Here is a 16,586-nt window from a genome sequence, read left to right as displayed (position 1 = left end):
CAATCCACGACTGACCTCTCGCGTAGCTTCTGCGGGCAAGCGCAAGGCATTCTTCTTCTGTAGGGACTGCAATGGAAATGATGAATGGCGGGAGCCCCTGTCCTGGCGGGGCCGTTAGATACGCGTAGTTTTTGGTTGCTTTGACAAGCGTCCATCCCCGCCGGGGAAGAATGACGCTCAGCGTCAGCGAGGCAGAAAATCGATAGGTTGCCGGCCCATATGTCTTGGGTGCCTTGCCGCTAGACTTGATCTCGATGCGCTGGATTGGCCATCCGGGAGGGGTGTGGCTTCGGGCTGCGGCTTCGTCCAGTTCAAATTTCCTGTTTTCGTCCATGGTCACTCGACTTACATTAGGGATGCTTTTGGCTGCCCTGCCGGCGGCATCGGGCGGGGCAGTACACAATACGACCAACTAATACGCTAGCGGCCAGGTCTCAGATCAAGGCGGTCAAGTTCCTCCAGCGTTTGGACTAGAGTCTCAACGAGCTCACCATCAAAATCATCCCGTTCGGCCTCCTCATGTGTGCCCTTGTTGAGGTAGGTCCACACGAGGTTGGTGACGGGGATTCCGAGAATTTGTCCGTAGGCGGTCAAGAGCGGGTCTTTATTGGCATGGTTGAAGGTCTGCGCATCGCGTAATTTCTTCACCAATGCTTCGCAGAGGTTGCGCAGGCCGGGCTCAGCTCCAACACCCGCAAGCAAGAGATTGAGCAGACCTTGATCATGACTTCCCAGCCAGCGCCACGTCTTTTCTGACAGCATTTCCAGGGCTTGGCGTGATGCCGCCAAAGCCTCTCTATCATTCAGTGCATCCCTTGCCGCTCGGGCCTTGGCGATGTAGTTTGCAGTTGGAATGTTGCCTGCCACTCTAGGTTGATAGTTGCCGTCGTGGTGGCGGAATAGGTAGACCTGGCACGAACCTCGCCGCTGGGCGGGAAGATGTTGCTGAATGTCCTTGATGAACTCATTGCTGTGGCAGGTTACGATCAACTGAGTTTGTGCGAACTGATCGCTTTCGAATATGGCCTCGCGGATGCCGCCTCGATGGTCATTGTCGATGGCATTGATGGCGTCATCGAAAACGATGACCGGGCAGCCGATGCTCTTTGCCTTGGCCATGAGGATTGCCAATCCGAGGCAGCGGACATGCCCTTCGCTAAGGATGTGCAGAGCATCCAAGCGAGCATCAGGGTTACCGCGGAAACTTATTTCAATTTTTCCATCGCCAGCCAATGGAAGATGCAGCGCGGAAAGCTTGTCTTCGTTCCGGTCATTGCGGTTGAATGCATTGTAGAGATCCTTGGCAGCGTCATTAAGTCCGGCCATCAGTTGCTCTGGAAGCTGATCTCTATACGTCCTCAACTCTTCCAGGAAACGGTCGTACCCTGCTTTGAAGGGTGTGTCTCGTGCTATGTCTAGCTTCTCTTGCTCTGCTTGGGTAATGAGTTCAGCATTTGTGTCGTCAAACGCCTTGATACGGTTCATTGCGGCTTCGACGTTCTCCTTCAATTGCTGCCGCTTGAGGTTCTGAGCCTGAACCCGCAATAGAAACTCGCTGAGTCGCCGACGTTCAGCAACGTGTGGCTGCCGATCCTGCTGCGCCTTCCGTGTTGCATCGTCTTGTGCAGCCATGTGATCGACGACTGCGAGGATCTCGTCCAGCGATGGAATGTTTGCTTCAGCGGCGGCCGCTTTTGGGTAAATGACTGACCACCAACGGCCCGAGGGTTCTCCCGGCAATTGCGCCACCCAACGACCTGTCGCGGTACCTTCCTCGTCTTGTGCGGCGAGGAACGCGGCGATAGGGCCGAACATCTGGCGCAATTCGCGAGACATCTTGCCGAGCGTGGTTTCTGCTGTCTGTTGCTGATCTTGTAGGGCTCCCAGTTCTTCGAGTTGCCTCAGCCCATCTGCTGCCTTCTGGTAGGGATTTGTCGCTACGTGGGGTTGTCCGTCGAGCGGGGTATCGCACGCCGGGCAGCGATCTCCGACAACATCCCGGAGAGCGAGCACGGAGTCATACAGTGCTTTGAAAGAAACTTGGTCGCTCTTGGCGCGAAGTGCAGCGATGATGGCATCTAGTCCTTTACCGCATTGCCGAGCCTTGTCTAGGGCATCTAGAAGGCCTTGACGGGTTACGCCAAGCACATTTGGCGGAACAGCTTCGAGGATGCCCTCAAGTTCCTGCAGCCGCCCAGGGGCTTGGGGGGTGCCTATCAGGTTCCTGAGCGCTTCATAGGTAGCGTCGGCGGCGTACTCTTTCGCCAACGCTGCCTCCTCGTCGGAAAGTACTTGTTGAGATGCGGCCTCCCCCTCGACCGTTGTACGGTCCGCAGCTAACGCATTGCGACGCGCAGCTAAGGTATTTTGCCGCTCGCCGATCAAGACGAGTTGCCCGTCAATGGACTCGTTGAAGTGGCTGACGAACTCATTGAACTGATCCATACCGAAGAGGGTAGCAATCAATTCTGCTCGTTGGGCATTGGGTCGCGCAGCGATCCTTGAGAACGCGTCGATCCGGTTCTTTTCAATGAAACAGAAGCGATAGGTGTCGAGACTCGCAAGAACATCGACTTCTCGCCCATGTTGATCTGTGGCCCTCAGAACTGGTGGGTCAAATCGCCTGTCGTGGACATTTGCAAGATAGGTCCGTGCGGCAATGCGCTTATTGCCAGCCTCTTCGACATCTCCCAGGAGGGCGTATTCCAGCCCTTCGCACAAGCTGGTCTTGCCACTGCCGTTGGGGCCATAAAAGAGGGTGATCTGCTTCGAGAGGTCGAACGGCTCAGCTATCCGAAACCCTCGGAATGGGCCTAGTGTCAGATGCCGAAGCCTGGCCCACGGCCAGGTGCCGGCGTCGCCTTCGCCTTCGACGGCCGCCGTCGGCGCTGCAGCAACAGTGTTCCCAAGTTCCCTGCGAAGCAATCCTACGAGGTAAGTGGATCGCTGGTTTCTTTGACGTGACGTCCCCGCCAGTTCATCGAAGTTTCCTAGTGCTAGAGTAGCCAAGCGCCGCACGTCCTCGGGCACTTGCTTGTCGGGCTGATAAAGCCATTGCACGTAGCGTTCGAAGTCTTGCCTTGCAGATGCCATACGCCCCTCCTTGTTGTTGGCTAATTGAACGCACCAGATTATTGCGTACCGCAATGAAATCGCGAACGTCCCTTAATACTTCCATCAAAAATAGGTGCTCTTCTGTTTTCGGTAGCTTACATTTCGTAATGGCTGCTTGCCACCAGCTCTGGCGGCAACCTATCCTCTGGCGCAACGTTGCACTATGGCGATTTTATCAATACGTAACGCGAGCTACGTAAGGATCACACACACAACCCAGCCGTGATACGAGATCAGGCCATTCGGTTTGCTCGGTAGCGGCTCGCCGTGCCTTTTGAACAGGGTGGCGTGAGCAAATTATGGAGAATCAATGAGCTTTTTTACGGAAGAAGAAGAAGCCTCCCTGACGATAAAAAAGATGATTTTGCATGTCGTTGGCGGTAAGAATTTCGAGGCTATGCCCGAGCGCGACCTTGAGGAAGAAAGTTTTTTCACAGGGAAGATACTAGAGACAGCTGCCTCGCCCGTGTTCATGTTCAAGAATCTCTCCGCCTCGCGGCGGGAACTTGAGGCCATCGCGAACGGCGATATCGGTTTCGAAGCCGGTGCCCAAGGCCTTGCCCGAAGCTTCAATACCGCTCACGTCAGCGGTAGTGCCGATGGGGTATTGTGCATGTTCGAGCTGGCGGTTGATGAACCTAGCGTCGTGATATTCAGCTTAATCAAGTACGACTACAAATTCGCTCTAGAGCAGGATGATGCCAATCCCCAGAAATCTCTCAGGCGCATTCTGACCGCACTTGTCGATGACAAGAAGGCAATCCAGAAGACTGCTCTGGTGCGTGTGATCAACGGGGTGGCCAGTCAAGACGTATCAGCTACAGATAGAACCAAGCAGGGTCCCGACATCGCGGATTACTTTGCGGACTTCCTGTCGGTGACGAGGGCTATCTCCAACAGCGAGCTGAGTGAGATATCCCGCAAATTGCTCCGCAGCATCCTGCAGGCATGCAAAAAGGATTTGCCCGATGAAGACGTGCCCAAGGCAATCAAGCATGCCCAAGGGATTTTGGGCAGGCGTCTGAAAATTGATGAGAATGCAATCGTAGAGGCTGTACTCGTTGCTGCTGGCGCCCCTGACGATGTGAAGGTCGCGAATCGCCTGGAACGCGAGACCCGTAAGCGTGTGAAATCCAGCAAGTTGCATGAGCTTACGTTCAAGCCTGACCGCAAAATCCTTCGTCAGCCCTATATGCGCAAAATCATCACTGTTGAAGGTGTGACCATTACCTTCCCGGACAAGACTGATAACCCGAACGTGCGCGTGGTGGATTTAGAAGACGAACGGAAGCAGATCATCGTGGAGACCAATCGGGTCACGGAGGACAGCGTTGTCGCACCTAAAGCTAGCGTCACTTCTTAACGATCTTGCTCGGACAAAGCAGGCTCTTATCAGCGAGGGTGAATCGTCTCTCTCAGCGTCGAGCCTGCAGGAATCGGCGACGCTTACGGTCATCAATGCTGCGTCAGTAGCCGGTTGGTATTTCAGCATCTATGACATGCACGGTAACGAGTATCACCGCGACGAAGTGTCGGATGATTTTGGCCCATTTCGCATCGAACTCGAAAAGCCAGAGCAGCAGATAGGGAAGGAGGGGGCAGTCCTCTTTCTGGTCACCGAAATAGGCTTCAGCAATCATCTGAAAAAAGGGCATTCTGCGACTCAGTGGAGAGTGCTTGGCCTCACGAAACCGTTCTGTAGTCGCCTTCGTGCCTACAGCAACTGGGATGAAGCGTTGGAATGCACTGAGGCGCCCCCCACGAAGGCACCGAGGTTACTTGTCAAAGAGTCAGCTTCCGTTAGGTCGGTGCCCGATGACATTCGACATTGGCTGCTGGTTGATGGGCAAACACTCGATTCCGCTGATGCACTCAATATCATTTGGGCTACGCACGCCTACGACGCGTTGTGCCGCTGTGTCGCAAATGAGATCGATGAGACTGGGTCGACGCTAACCTTCAAGGGGCCGCCAAAACTCAATCTTAAGTTCGATGAGAACCTGCGGCTGAATCTCTCTAGCATTCCGATGGATGAGTTTCATGGCCTTCAGGACGCAGTCGCTTGGGTGTACGAAAATGCCAGGGAAGCTGAGGTTAAACACATCCTGCTTTCCGGTGAGATAGCACGCTCCGGCCGAGCTGACGGTACGGTCAAGGCTTACTTCAAAGAACACCTTGCCTCCGCGTTGGAATGCGCCAAGATTGCCTATCAGATGTCCGTCTCGGAAGTTACGAAAGACACACTGAAGTCGTTGGGTGACCTACGCAAGGCCGTGACTGAAGAAACCTCTAAAGCCACCGATGCAACGCGCCAAAGCGTGACCGCGATTGCGACCGCGCTGACCGTCGGCCTGGGTTTGATTGCCGCACGAATCAGTGTGCAGGTTAACGCGTACCTGATCAGCATCGTAATGGTGGTCGCCGTTGCGTATACGGTCATTAGCGTTTTTTCAGGTTGGAAGTTTATTAGCATCCAGAAAAATTTGCGCGAGGAGTGGCAACCGAAGCTGTATCGTTACCTATCAACTGACGAATTCAACAAGATGGTGAAAGAGCCCATTGGCCAAGTTGAGCGCGTGTTCTTCAACGTGGCAAGGTATGGCTTGGGCGTCCTCTCCGTTGTGGCTCTAGGGGTGATTCTCTTTGCATTTGTGCATGTGGATCAAGCGCCGCCCCCTCCGGTGCCTCCCCCATCCGTGATGCCAAAAAAACAACCTCGTCCGGATGTTCACTCTGAGCGCACTTCCCCCGATCCTTGGGCCATAACGATCCAAGCCTCAGTCCTCAGTGATCCGGCCAGTAAAGGAGGCACGGGATTGATTGCACGGCCCCCCACCATACTGTAGTAGTTTTGGCGCGCAGTCAGACGAAGTGCAGAATGCCTCTCGATAGCCCGGTCGGACCTAGAACCTCCCGCTTCAAATGGCCGCTGAGTCGGCTGGCAGTGGGTGCTTAGGTTGAGATGTAGAGAGGGGCTCTGTTCATGGCCGGTTAAGCCTTTGGGCCGGGCCGGTGATCATTCGTTGGGCAGGTGCAGTTGTACTTCCATGACGTCATGAAGAAATGGGACCACCTCGATAACGTCGTCGTTTGCCACACGATAGAACACGATATGGCGTGGGCTTTTGACCGTCCCATGAGAGTGTTTGGCCTGCTGGCGTGAATAGATGAGGTGATAGCTGCGAAGGCCCGGTGTAAGCTCATCGCGGTCGTGGCTGCCAAAATAGCTTGCAGTTCCGCGAGGATCAGCGCCTGGTAGCGCTGGCGTGCTTGATCGCCTAACTTCGCCGGATGGAGCGTCTACGTTTCGATTCAGGGGTGTGCTGGCCTACCCATTGAACCCTGCATCCTGGTCGTAACCGCTCTTTTGCGCGATGCCATCGCACGGGCATCGGCGTGGCGAAACTATTCGCTGGATGCTGACCAATAGGGGTCGGCTGGGGTGGTATTGGATGAGATTTGTTCCTTACACCGCGCCACCCTGGGGTGCCGATGCCCCAGGATTCGCGATTACGAAAGATTGCCCTGGCATGGTCGGATCGGCCTGGCGACGAACGTCTCCTGTACGAATGGGCCACCTGGGCAGGCCTCTCGTACATTGACGCTTCACTCTGTGCGAGAGACAGGTTTCAGCTTCACTAAGTGACGCCAGCGTGTACGGTTGTTACGGACACTGGAGAGGCTGGCAACTGGGGCGTCTGTCACTCGTGTCGCCCGAGAGTTGGGCTATGACGACGTCAGCGCGTTCATCGCGCTGTGCCGTCGGACCTTTGGTGTGACACCTGGACGTTACTTCGCCGCTGGCTAATGACTCTGGGCATGCTGATCGATTGCGAAATACTAAACTGAAGGGTTGCCCAAGTGCACCTAGAGCAATCGACCAAGGCACAGATTTTATTCGAGCTGCGTTTCGGGGGCTGATAGCTCCCCTCAAGTCTGAAGCCGAGCTCACAAGTAGCTGAAATGCTATAGAAGAAAGGATGGTTACACTCAGGATGCGTAGGCGCCGTGAATATTCCCAATATCTTTCAACCGTTTCATATCGAACAATGGGTGGCCATAGAGAAAACTAGCGCTGACATGGTCCTTGTTTTTTTTAAGGGGTGAAGAGTGCTCGTGATGGGGAGGAAACTTAACCTCCGGGTGATGCATTGCCGAGTCGGCCCGGTATACCTGTTTATTATTCGTATCCAATAGGACGTATGCGTAATCTAGGAAGGTATTTAGCCTCAGTTTCCAGGTCCAGCCGCTGGATAGGCGAATGGTTAATACCCAGCCTTTTTTGTGTTTGAAAGTCTTGAACATATCCCCGTCCAACGCCTTGGCAGCAAGTGAGTGAATTGTACTGATGAGATTGTCTGGAATATGATTAAGTTTTACGTATTCAGGCCAGTCCCAATTAAGATTGAAAATAGATGCCAGAAAATTCAATACGGAAGGGTGTTTTTTTGCAGCGTTTATATGTGATGAACACAATGGCATTTTTACCAGTACCGCCGAAGATGCGGTACCCATCGTGGTCGCCGCAAAGCAGCTAGCATAGTTTCCACAAATAACGCAACCGCTTCCTTTCAAGATAATAAATACTTTGGCGGTGCTCGTGTTCGCTAGTCGTCCAGTAGCAAATTCAATGGGCAATGACATGATATGTTTCATGTGGATTAGCCAATGATTAAATATTGCCTCGTGGCTGGGTGTGTTCAAAGTATTGTAGAAGGTGTCTTCGTTTTTAAGATCTATCCACGGATGTTCGGTTTTTACAGTTTTCCGACTGATAAAATTTGTTCTGTACGTTCGCGTATAACCACAGTCAGCGTTCGCGTCATAAACGAGTATTGCGGTGTTTGTAGATTTTATCCAAAAGCGCGTTGTTGCGGTGTCGATTAGTTTTAGCCAGTAAGAGGGAGTAGATGTTGTGAATTCAAGCACAAAATTTAAACGCTTTTCATGTTCTAGCACTGCTTCGTTGTACGCCCAGCTGGATGCTCTCGTGTCAATTAATGATCCGCTTATTTCGTCGCTCCTCAAAGGGGAGAGTGAGCTGTCGATATTGAAAAAATTGTATTTTTTTGAGGTCATATTTTTATGAGTTCGTGAGTGCAATTTTTATGTAATGATAATGTGTTTTTAGCTGGCTCGAGTGCCCGGTTTTTTGAATTGTGATTTGTTTGTCGGTTATATATCACTCATCGGAATTGAGAATTTTTTTGCGAAAAGTCCTAAGCAATTTTTTGCTTTTTGGCTACGCGATGAACGCCCTATTTCTGCAACCAATGGACGAAGCCGTTCACACTGGTCCTGTGGTGCGAGCAGAATGGCCGACTTTAGTAGTCTGGCGCGAAGCATTCGAGTCGGCGCCTCGAAATACATGTTCATCAGCACGTCGCACAGGTCGGGTTGTACGCTTTGTTTTTTCAGTCGTTGTCGGGTGTTGGTGAGCTGTATAGCGACTTCCATTGCCACCAGTGGCGCATCCTGCGGCAAGCGAAGTTCTATTACCAGTCGAGCTTCTAATTGGAAGAAATGCGTTTCATCTTTCGCTCTTTCAAGTATGCGAATGGCTGCTAGAGAGGTCTCCATGGTAATGACCTGCTCCTGAGAGTATTTCCCTACTAGCCATGAGTGTTTTTTTGAAGATTCATGGCTGGTGTATGTGCAAAGGTCGAAGAAAATTCGTGTCTCTTGGGGCGGAAAACCTTTTTGCCTTAACCATAGGCTCATGTGCTCTGCGGTGGCCTGCTTCGCCTCAATCGAGCCGAAAGTCATTACGGCGAGCAAGAATTTTCGCTTTGCATAAGCTGTAGGGTCACGTTGATAAAAGGTCAGGGCACCTTCGAAGAGATCGTGAAAATTCTCTTTGTTTGCTTGAGTCATCGCCAGCCATACGTCAGGGCCGCCTTTAACTCTTTCCCCTATGAGCAGTTTCTTGGTTTGCTCGGCTTCCTCCGTGCGCTTCAGTTTTTCCATTATATAAATTATACGATTCAGCTCGGTGTACGAAGCGATGGGCAAGATACGTTGAGTAAAGGCAATGATATCTCGCTTATAGACCAAGCAGGAATTGAGCCAGTCTTCATCAATGGTTAGATTTGAAAAAAGCCTTAGCGCAAAGCGCCGTTCTTCTGGATCTTCAATGTCGCAATCGGAGCATATGGATAATGCCACTTTAACCGCGGGTACTTCGGCCACATCAATGACCGCGGCTGCTATAAGCGCGTGGCCAACTCTAAGTCGATCATTGTGCTCGCCAGCATCGAACATTAAGTCAGAGAATTTAGGGTTTTTCCAGAACTCGCTTGTATTGCCTAACCTTCGCGCCAATATTCGTTTGGGAACGGTGTGGTCGTGCATTCCACATACACACAGGTCAATAAAGCCATCCCAATGCGGTGTATAAAGTTCACGCAGTGGCATTATCAAACGCGTTGCAAAGTCTTTTAATGAGCCGCTCTGTAGGATCAGCGAAGCTGAAAATATCTGGCCGGTATCAATGAGCACCTGTAAGGCCCCATCTTTAGTCGAGCTGTTTGAACTCACGCCCAGAAGATCGCATAATTTCTCGAACTCGGGAGGCTCTAAACTGCTCAGCGTTAAATTTTCTGGAATCAGTTGAAAGGGTTGAATTTGCCCCTGTTCGCCGGGCCGCGAAGTCGCTAAGACACAGAGATGCTTGCGGACGTTTTGATCAAGTCGTTCAATGAAAGACGTCTGTCTCCATACGTCATCAACCAGTATCAGGATCGGTCTTTCACTCACTACACTTAACTTAACAATTGCTTGCCAGCTCTCATCAGTCAAACTAGCGGGAAACGCCGCGTGTAGTGCTATGAAGATGCCTTTTCGGTGCAAGTCCCATACGGCACGACGGGCGAGGGTCGACTTGCCGGTACCAGCGGCACCTTCGATAACTAACATCCCTCCTGTTGAGACTAGTGCTAAAAGTTTTTGCTCTATTTTTGATTGTAAAGAGCGACGTACGTCGAGATTATTTGCAATCGCCGCCCAGAGGCTAGGCAAGGCACCTTTTAAAAAGTGAATTTTTGCCTGCACTTCATCCAGTAATACACTGCGGCTTGGCAGTAAACGGCATGGGCTATTAGCGTTTGCGGGATGTTGACTTGGAAGTCCAAGCAGTACAGCGGCTACGTCCTCAACCTGCATTGATGCGCGTGCTTCAAGTAAGTCGCCAATATGGCTTAAGGTGGCACTTGCAAGGTCAACAGGAACACCAAATTTTACCAGCTCCCATGAAGCAATTGCTTCTAAGTCTGCGCACGGTGTTCCTGTCGAACTGACCTCGAAATCAGTTCTTGCCATTGCTTCATACACAGTGTTTTTAGTGCTTTGATCATCTAGACCGTAGCGATATTTGTTGGCAATACGTTTTGCGATTTGAGGGGCATGCTCATGTGGGTAAACATTACGATAGAGCTCAAGGGATTTTTTATCGATTGGAGGGGTGGTGCTGGTCAAGGTAAATCGTAAAAATTTTTCTTCTGGGGATCCTTGTTTTCTCGCGTGAATGAGGTCTCGTGTAAAGCCTGCAAGGGCATCGTAAATAGCAGCCCTGGTGAGTTTGCCCCACGCATAGTCTTTTGCTTGGACGAATTGTTGTTCGCCGTTTCCATACCGTATGTCGATGTCTTGCGCGCCTTCATAGCGCACTTCTACAACCCCATTTTTTCCTGTTAGCAGCCACACCAAACGCAGTTGCGCGTAGGCCTTTTGAAATTCAAATCCCTTCAGTGCATTTGCGCCGCCCGACCGAGTACGGGTGAAGAGTGCTTGTCCATCCACTAACCATTTGGTGATCACTTGTTGGGTCGGCCTTAGCTGAGAGAGTCAACCTGACGGATATGATTTCTCTAGAGTTTACGTTTGATACCGCACTGGACCCCACTGGTTCTCTAAAGGTCTTGAGTGCTGCTGAAGTGCCACTATATCAGGTGCTTTACCGGATTCCTTGCCGGTTCAGCACGTCAAGCGCCTCTATTTCAAACGGCTTGCCGATCTGTTCAGTTTTTTGCTACGAGGTTGAATATGCATTGCCAATCGAAGTTGACGCACTGGCTGCATTGGTCGGGTTGAGAAGTCATTTTCCGTTTTGCTTTATGCATTGGACCTCCACCAATAACGCAATAGGGGAGCTCATGCGTTGTTGGGTTTTGGACATTAGGCCTACCAAATACTGGCTTACGTTGGTTTCGCTCTCTTGACTACGCCTGGCCCCAATACTCAGCTCCACCACTCACACTGCCACGGCCATGGCGACCTCATGCCGTCCAGGTATCGCCTCAATCAACTCCCGGGTGTACGCGTTGGCGGCATGGTTGAAAATCTGCTCCACCGACCCCTGCTCAATCACCGGGCCATGGCGCAGCACCAGCACCCGGTGGGCAAAGTTGGCGACCACCGACAGGTCGTGCGACACCAGTACGTAAGTAATGCCCATCTCACGCTGAAGCTCTTCAAGTAGCTCAAGAATGCGCGCCTGCGCCGACACGTCCAGCGCGCTGACCGGTTCGTCAAGCAGCAGCAGGTCGGGATTGTTGCAGGTGGCTGCGCGCCTTGTCCGGCAGGATATGGATTTCCTTGTCGTTGCATTCAGCCATTGCTCGAATGCCCTCGATTGCCGCGTTCGTTGCATCGCTCTTTCTTGGCCCTTGATACACACCAAAAACAAGTCCAGAATTGAGTCTTTTCATGCTTCGGAAAGAAAAGAAAACCCTTAGATTTCAACGGGTCGGATACCAGATGCGAGTCTCGTTTCCCGCTCCAAACACAAAGAAAAAGCCACTCAATAGAGTGGCTTTTTTTTGCCTGCGATTTAAGGAATAGACGCTTCGGCGTCTTTTTCGTTTCTGCGAGACGCTTGGCGCCCGCAGGCTCCGGTGCGCTATCTACTCTTTATCGACGAACTCGGATTTGTAGGGTTGCCAATTCTCACACGCATCGGTAGTCGCCTTCCTGTGGACGTTTACCGGCCTCTCTCTGAAGTGAATGGCCATTCAGAACGCCCGACCCGCAGGTAAAGATGGCTTTCAACGCAAAGACGCTGCCTATCAAGCGATAACGTTCTGACTATTAGAGTTTTCCGCGATCGAAGCTAATCTCAGCACTCAGCCATCAATGTCTGAGGTGCGCCAGTGGCGCGATGGTACGGATGAACATGACTAAAAGGTGTGCCAAGCATGTCAACTGAATCGAAATGCCCTTTCAACCACGCTGCGGGTGGCGGCACCACGAACCGAGACTGGTGGCCCCAGCAACTGAACCTGAAGATCCTGCATCAGCATTCCTCCCTCAGCGATCCCATGGGTGAGGGCTTCGATTACGCCAAGGCGTTCCAGAGCCTTGACTTTGAAGCGGTCAAGCAGGATTTGCGCGATGTCATGACGCAATCCCAGGACTGGTGGCCGGCGGACTTTGGCCATTACGGCCCGCTGTTCATTCGCATGGCCTGGCACAGCGCCGGGACCTACCGTACCGCCGACGGTCGCGGCGGTGCCGGTTCCGGTCAGCAGCGCTTTGCACCGCTCAACAGCTGGCCTGACAACGTCAGCCTGGATAAGGCGCGTCGCCTGATCTGGCCGGTCAAGCAAAAGTACGGCCGGCGGATTTCCTGGGCCGATTTGATCGTACTCACCGGTAACGTTGCGCTGGAGTCGATGGGGTTCAAGACCTTCGGGTTCTCCGGCGGTCGCCCGGATGTCTGGGAGCCGGACGAGGACGTTTACTGGGGCGCCGAGACCACGTGGCTGGGGGGAGAAGAGCGTTACGGCGTGCAAAAGAAAATGCAGCAGCCGGGTGATGGTCCGTTGGTGGCTGAACCGCAGAACCATGGCAACGAAGAAAGCCGCACCGGGGGCGGTGAGCGCAACCTGGAAAATCCCCTCGCCGCTGTGCAGATGGGCTTGATCTACGTGAACCCGGAAGGGCCTGAAGGTGTTCCGGATCCGGTCGCCTCGGCGAAGGATATCCGTGAAACCTTCGGTCGCATGGCGATGAATGACGAAGAGACCGTAGCCCTGATCGCCGGCGGTCACGCCTTCGGCAAGACCCACGGCGCAGGTCCGGCGGATAACGTCGGCCCGGAACCGGAAGCGGCTGGCCTGGAAGAGCAGGGGCTGGGCTGGAAAAACAGCTTCGGCAGCGGCAAGGGCGGTGACACCATCACCAGCGGGCTGGAGGTGACCTGGACTTCGACGCCGACAAGATGGAGCAATGAGTACCTCGAAAATCTCTTCGGCTTTGAATGGGAGCTGACCAGGAGCCCGGCGGGCGCCCATCAGTGGACACCGAAGAACGGTGCCGGCGCCGGCAAGGTTCCGGATGCCCATGACGCCGGCAGGCGGCATGCGCCGAGCATGCTGACCTCGGACCTGGCGCTGCGTTTCGATCCGGCGTACGAACAGATCTCCCGACGTTTCCTGGCCAACCCGGACCAACTGGCAGACGCCTTTGCCCGTGCCTGGTTCAAACTTACCCACCGCGACATGGGCCCGCTTGCGCGTTATCTCGGCCCGGAAACCCCCGCGGAAGAGTTGCTGTGGCAGGACCCGATTCCTGCGGTCGATCATCCGCTGGTGGATGAACAGGATGTGGCGGCGCTCAAGCAAAAGATTCTCGCCGCGGGGCTGACGGTCTCGCAGCTGGTTTCGACAGCATGGGCAGCGGCGTCCACCTTCCGCGGCTCCGATAAACGCGGAGGAGCCAATGGCGGGCGCCTGCGCCTGGCTCCGCAGAAGGACTGGGCGGTCAACCAGCCTGAGCAACTGTCGGGCGTACTGAAGCGTCTCGAAGCTATTCAGGGCGACTTCAATACCGCACAGACGGGAGGCAAAAAGATTTCCCTGGCCGATCTGATCGTGCTGGCGGGCAGTGTGGGGGTTGAGCTGGCGGTCAAAAATGCCGGCCGCCAGACCACGGTGCCTTTCACGGCAGGGCGCACGGATGCTTCCCAGGAGCAGACGGATGTCGATTCGTTCGGTTTCCTTGAACCGGTCGCCGATGGCTTTCGCAACTACCAGAAGGGGCACTACAAGGTGTCGGCCGAAGCGTTGCTGATCGACAAGGCGCAACTGCTGACATTGACCGCACCCGAAATGACGGTGCTGTTGGGCGGACTGCGGGTCTTGGGTCTAAATGTCGGGGAAAGCAAGCACGGGGTGTTCACCGAGCGCCCGGGAACCCTGACCAATGACTTCTTCAGGAACCTGCTGGACATGGGCGTTGAATGGAAGCCAGTCACCGGCAGCCACGATACCTTTGAGGCGCATGACCGCAAGACCGGTGCCGTCAAGTGGACTGGCACCCGGGTCGACCTGGTGTTCGGTTCGCATGCCCAGTTGAGGGCGCTGTCCGAAGTCTATGGCAGTGCCGACGCCGAGGAGAAGTTCGTCGAGGACTTCGTGGCGGCCTGGACCAAGGTGATGAACCTGGATCGCTTTGAACTGGCCTGACACTGGCGCCTGACGTTTACAGGCCCACGCTGTGGGCCTGTTCGCTAGCGGCCTGGGCTTATCCAGGTTTCCAGGTCCGTTGCGGTCATGGGCTTTGCTATCAGGTAGCCCTGCGCTTCGGAACATCCCCACTGTATCAAGAGGTCGAGGATTTCCTGGTTCTCTACGCCTTCGGCAACGACTCGGTAGCCGAGCCCTTTCGCCAGGCCTATCAGGGTTTTAACCAACTGCTTGTCATTTTGATTGCTGCCCAGCCCGCTGATCAATGATTGATCCAGCTTGACGGTAGTGGCCGGCAGTTCCTTCAGGTACGCCCAGTTGCTGTAGCCCGTGCCGAAATCATCAACCGCGACCTCTATGCCAATCTGCCGAACGCGCTGCAGTTGCCGGATGACTTCCTCAGGGTTGGTCATCAACATGCTTTCGGTAAACTCAAGTTCAAAGTCGGCAGGGTCAAGGTCATGCCGGTGAAGCTCATGAATCATCGCGTCCACGAACTCGGAGCTTTCCAGATCGCTGACGGTAATGTTCATCGCTATTCGCAGGCGCACGCCTTGTGCTTTCCAGGCTGCAGCTTGCCGGATGATTGCCTTGAGCACCCATAATCCAACGGACGGTATCAACGCGGTTTTTTCGGCCAGGGGGATGAACTCGGCAGGGCTGATGGGGCCAAGCAACGGATGGTTCCAGCGTAGCAATGCCTCTACCGAATCACAGCTTCCCGAGGGCAGTTTGACTTTGGGCTGATACACCAGGCTGAACTGTTTGTCGCAGCTGACCGCTTCCGGCAACGAACTCAACAGCATGAACGCGCGTTGCTGAGCCGCGTCAAACTGGGGTTCATAAAGAGACCATCCCAGCTTGCGGTCACGCGCCTCATCTGCCGCACTCACCAGCAGGCGCAGCCAGTCTTGCTGGCCGGAATGGTGAATGGGCAGCACGCCAATCCCGACTTGCATGAGGATGGGGATGCCGTGGCATTCAACAGGCTTTTTGAAGTCCTTGAGAATACTTTCGCAGATGTGCTCGGTGTTTTGATTCTTCTCAAGGATGAAGCCAAACCGCGTCGGGCTGATTTTGTAAAGCAGGCACTGCGCGGGTAACAGGTTTTGCAGGCGAGATTTGATCGCCAGAACCAGGTCTCCGGCAAAGCTGTAGCCCAGGGCCTTTACAATATCGTTGAGAAACTTTGGCGAGATAATGTCAACTGCGTACACATGGCACGCGTTTTCAAGCTTAAGCGCTTGACGTATATCTTCCTCAAGCCTGAGTCGATTGAATAGCCCAGTCGGTTGGTCTACGAAGTTGCGGGACCGCATGCCCTGTATGCGCATCATGACCAGCTCGGCAAAGTCGTTGAGCATTGCACTGTCACGCTCGCTCATGGGAGGGCGGGGGACAGTATCAATGATGCAGAGACTTCCCAGGGTAAAGCCATCCTCCGTGATCAATGGCGCGCCCGCGTAATAACGAATATGCGGCGGCCCCGTGACCAGGGGATTGTCTTTGAAGCGGGCATCCAGCGTTGCGTCCGACACCTCCAGCAGGGCGTTGTCCAGGGTAGAGTAGGCGCAAAAAGACACTTCTCGCGGTGTCTGCGTTTCTGTAATTCCCACGCGTGCCCTGAACCATTGCCGGTGTTTATCGACAATTGAAATCAGTGCGATGGGGGCGTTGTAATAGGCAGACGCCATCTCGACGATCTTTTCAAATACATCATCACTATCGCTGTCGGTTGGACAAAATTTCGCGACCTCTTTTAGCCGTTCAATTTCATTCGGCGGAATAGGAGCGCCTTCGCCCATGACAATCCTCAAAGTGGTTATGTTCGTACAACAAGGTATCAGACAGTGCCATCATTATGATGTTGTTTTTCTATTCATCAGATAGCTCAAGGGTATGGCGTCCGGGTGATATCTTCCTGCGTATCTCCCTAATTCTTGCGCCCTGCGGATGAATGTACGCGCGAGGCAGCGAAGTGGATGCACGGCATTAAAAATTTTTCCGGCA

At 53.6% G+C, this 16,586-nt stretch carries 7 protein-coding genes and 3 pseudogenes; 4 read left to right on the top strand and 6 right to left on the bottom strand.

Annotation, left to right across the window (positions count from 1 at the left end):
• Nucleotides 1–420: 420 nt before the first annotated feature.
• Nucleotides 421–3,093, bottom strand: coding sequence for an AAA family ATPase (locus HX839_RS26455; protein WP_177067952.1), 2,673 nt, complete (start codon nucleotides 3,091–3,093; stop codon nucleotides 421–423).
• Between the two features lie 331 nt (nucleotides 3,094–3,424).
• Between HX839_RS26455 and HX839_RS26450 the strand changes: the two genes are divergently transcribed.
• Together HX839_RS26450 and HX839_RS26445 are read left to right on the top strand one after the other, a co-directional pair.
• Complete coding sequence (locus tag HX839_RS26450; protein ID WP_177067951.1) at nucleotides 3,425–4,477, top strand: nucleoid-associated protein; 1,053 nt, start codon at nucleotides 3,425–3,427, stop codon at nucleotides 4,475–4,477.
• Nucleotides 4,446–5,960: a hypothetical protein gene (locus tag HX839_RS26445; protein ID WP_177067950.1), complete on the top strand. Its 1,515-nt coding sequence runs from the start codon at nucleotides 4,446–4,448 to the stop codon at nucleotides 5,958–5,960. Before HX839_RS26450 ends, HX839_RS26445 begins: the two co-directional genes overlap by 32 nt.
• Before the next feature lie 170 nt (nucleotides 5,961–6,130).
• Here HX839_RS26445 and HX839_RS31945 read toward each other — a convergent pair.
• A pseudogene (locus tag HX839_RS31945) lies at nucleotides 6,131–6,396 on the bottom strand (type II toxin-antitoxin system RelE/ParE family toxin); the annotation flags it as partial.
• A 376-nt stretch (nucleotides 6,397–6,772) separates the two neighbouring features.
• On the opposite strand from HX839_RS31945, the pseudogene HX839_RS31700 reads away from it, so the two are divergent.
• Nucleotides 6,773–6,922: pseudogene (locus HX839_RS31700) on the top strand (helix-turn-helix domain-containing protein); the annotation flags it as partial.
• A 182-nt stretch (nucleotides 6,923–7,104) separates the two neighbouring features.
• On the opposite strand, the gene HX839_RS26435 reads toward HX839_RS31700, so the two are convergent.
• The 3 genes and pseudogenes from HX839_RS26435 to HX839_RS26425 all read right to left on the bottom strand — a co-directional run.
• Complete coding sequence (locus HX839_RS26435) at nucleotides 7,105–8,193, bottom strand: DUF6516 family protein (RefSeq protein ID WP_177067949.1); 1,089 nt, start codon at nucleotides 8,191–8,193, stop codon at nucleotides 7,105–7,107.
• Between the two features lie 96 nt (nucleotides 8,194–8,289).
• Complete coding sequence (locus HX839_RS26430) at nucleotides 8,290–10,929, bottom strand: hypothetical protein (RefSeq protein WP_177067948.1); 2,640 nt, start codon at nucleotides 10,927–10,929, stop codon at nucleotides 8,290–8,292.
• Nucleotides 10,930–11,362: 433 nt separating this feature from the next.
• Nucleotides 11,363–11,659 (bottom strand): annotated as a pseudogene (locus HX839_RS26425) (ABC transporter ATP-binding protein); the annotation flags it as partial.
• 646 nt (nucleotides 11,660–12,305) lie between these two features.
• Here HX839_RS26425 and katG point away from each other — a divergent pair.
• Complete coding sequence (gene katG, locus HX839_RS26420) at nucleotides 12,306–14,576, top strand: catalase/peroxidase HPI (RefSeq protein ID WP_177067947.1); 2,271 nt, start codon at nucleotides 12,306–12,308, stop codon at nucleotides 14,574–14,576.
• Between the two features lie 44 nt (nucleotides 14,577–14,620).
• On the opposite strand, the gene HX839_RS26415 is transcribed toward katG, so the two are convergent.
• Nucleotides 14,621–16,381 (bottom strand): EAL domain-containing protein, encoded by a 1,761-nt coding sequence (locus tag HX839_RS26415; RefSeq protein WP_177067946.1) that lies wholly within the window; start codon nucleotides 16,379–16,381, stop codon nucleotides 14,621–14,623.
• Between the last annotated feature and the right edge of the window lie 205 nt (nucleotides 16,382–16,586).

The organism is Pseudomonas sp. I8001, assembly GCF_013385345.1.
Lineage (GTDB): Bacteria > Pseudomonadota > Gammaproteobacteria > Pseudomonadales > Pseudomonadaceae > Aquipseudomonas.
The sequence above is the reverse complement of the archived record's forward strand: the minus strand, read 5'-3'. Positions and strand labels throughout refer to the sequence as shown.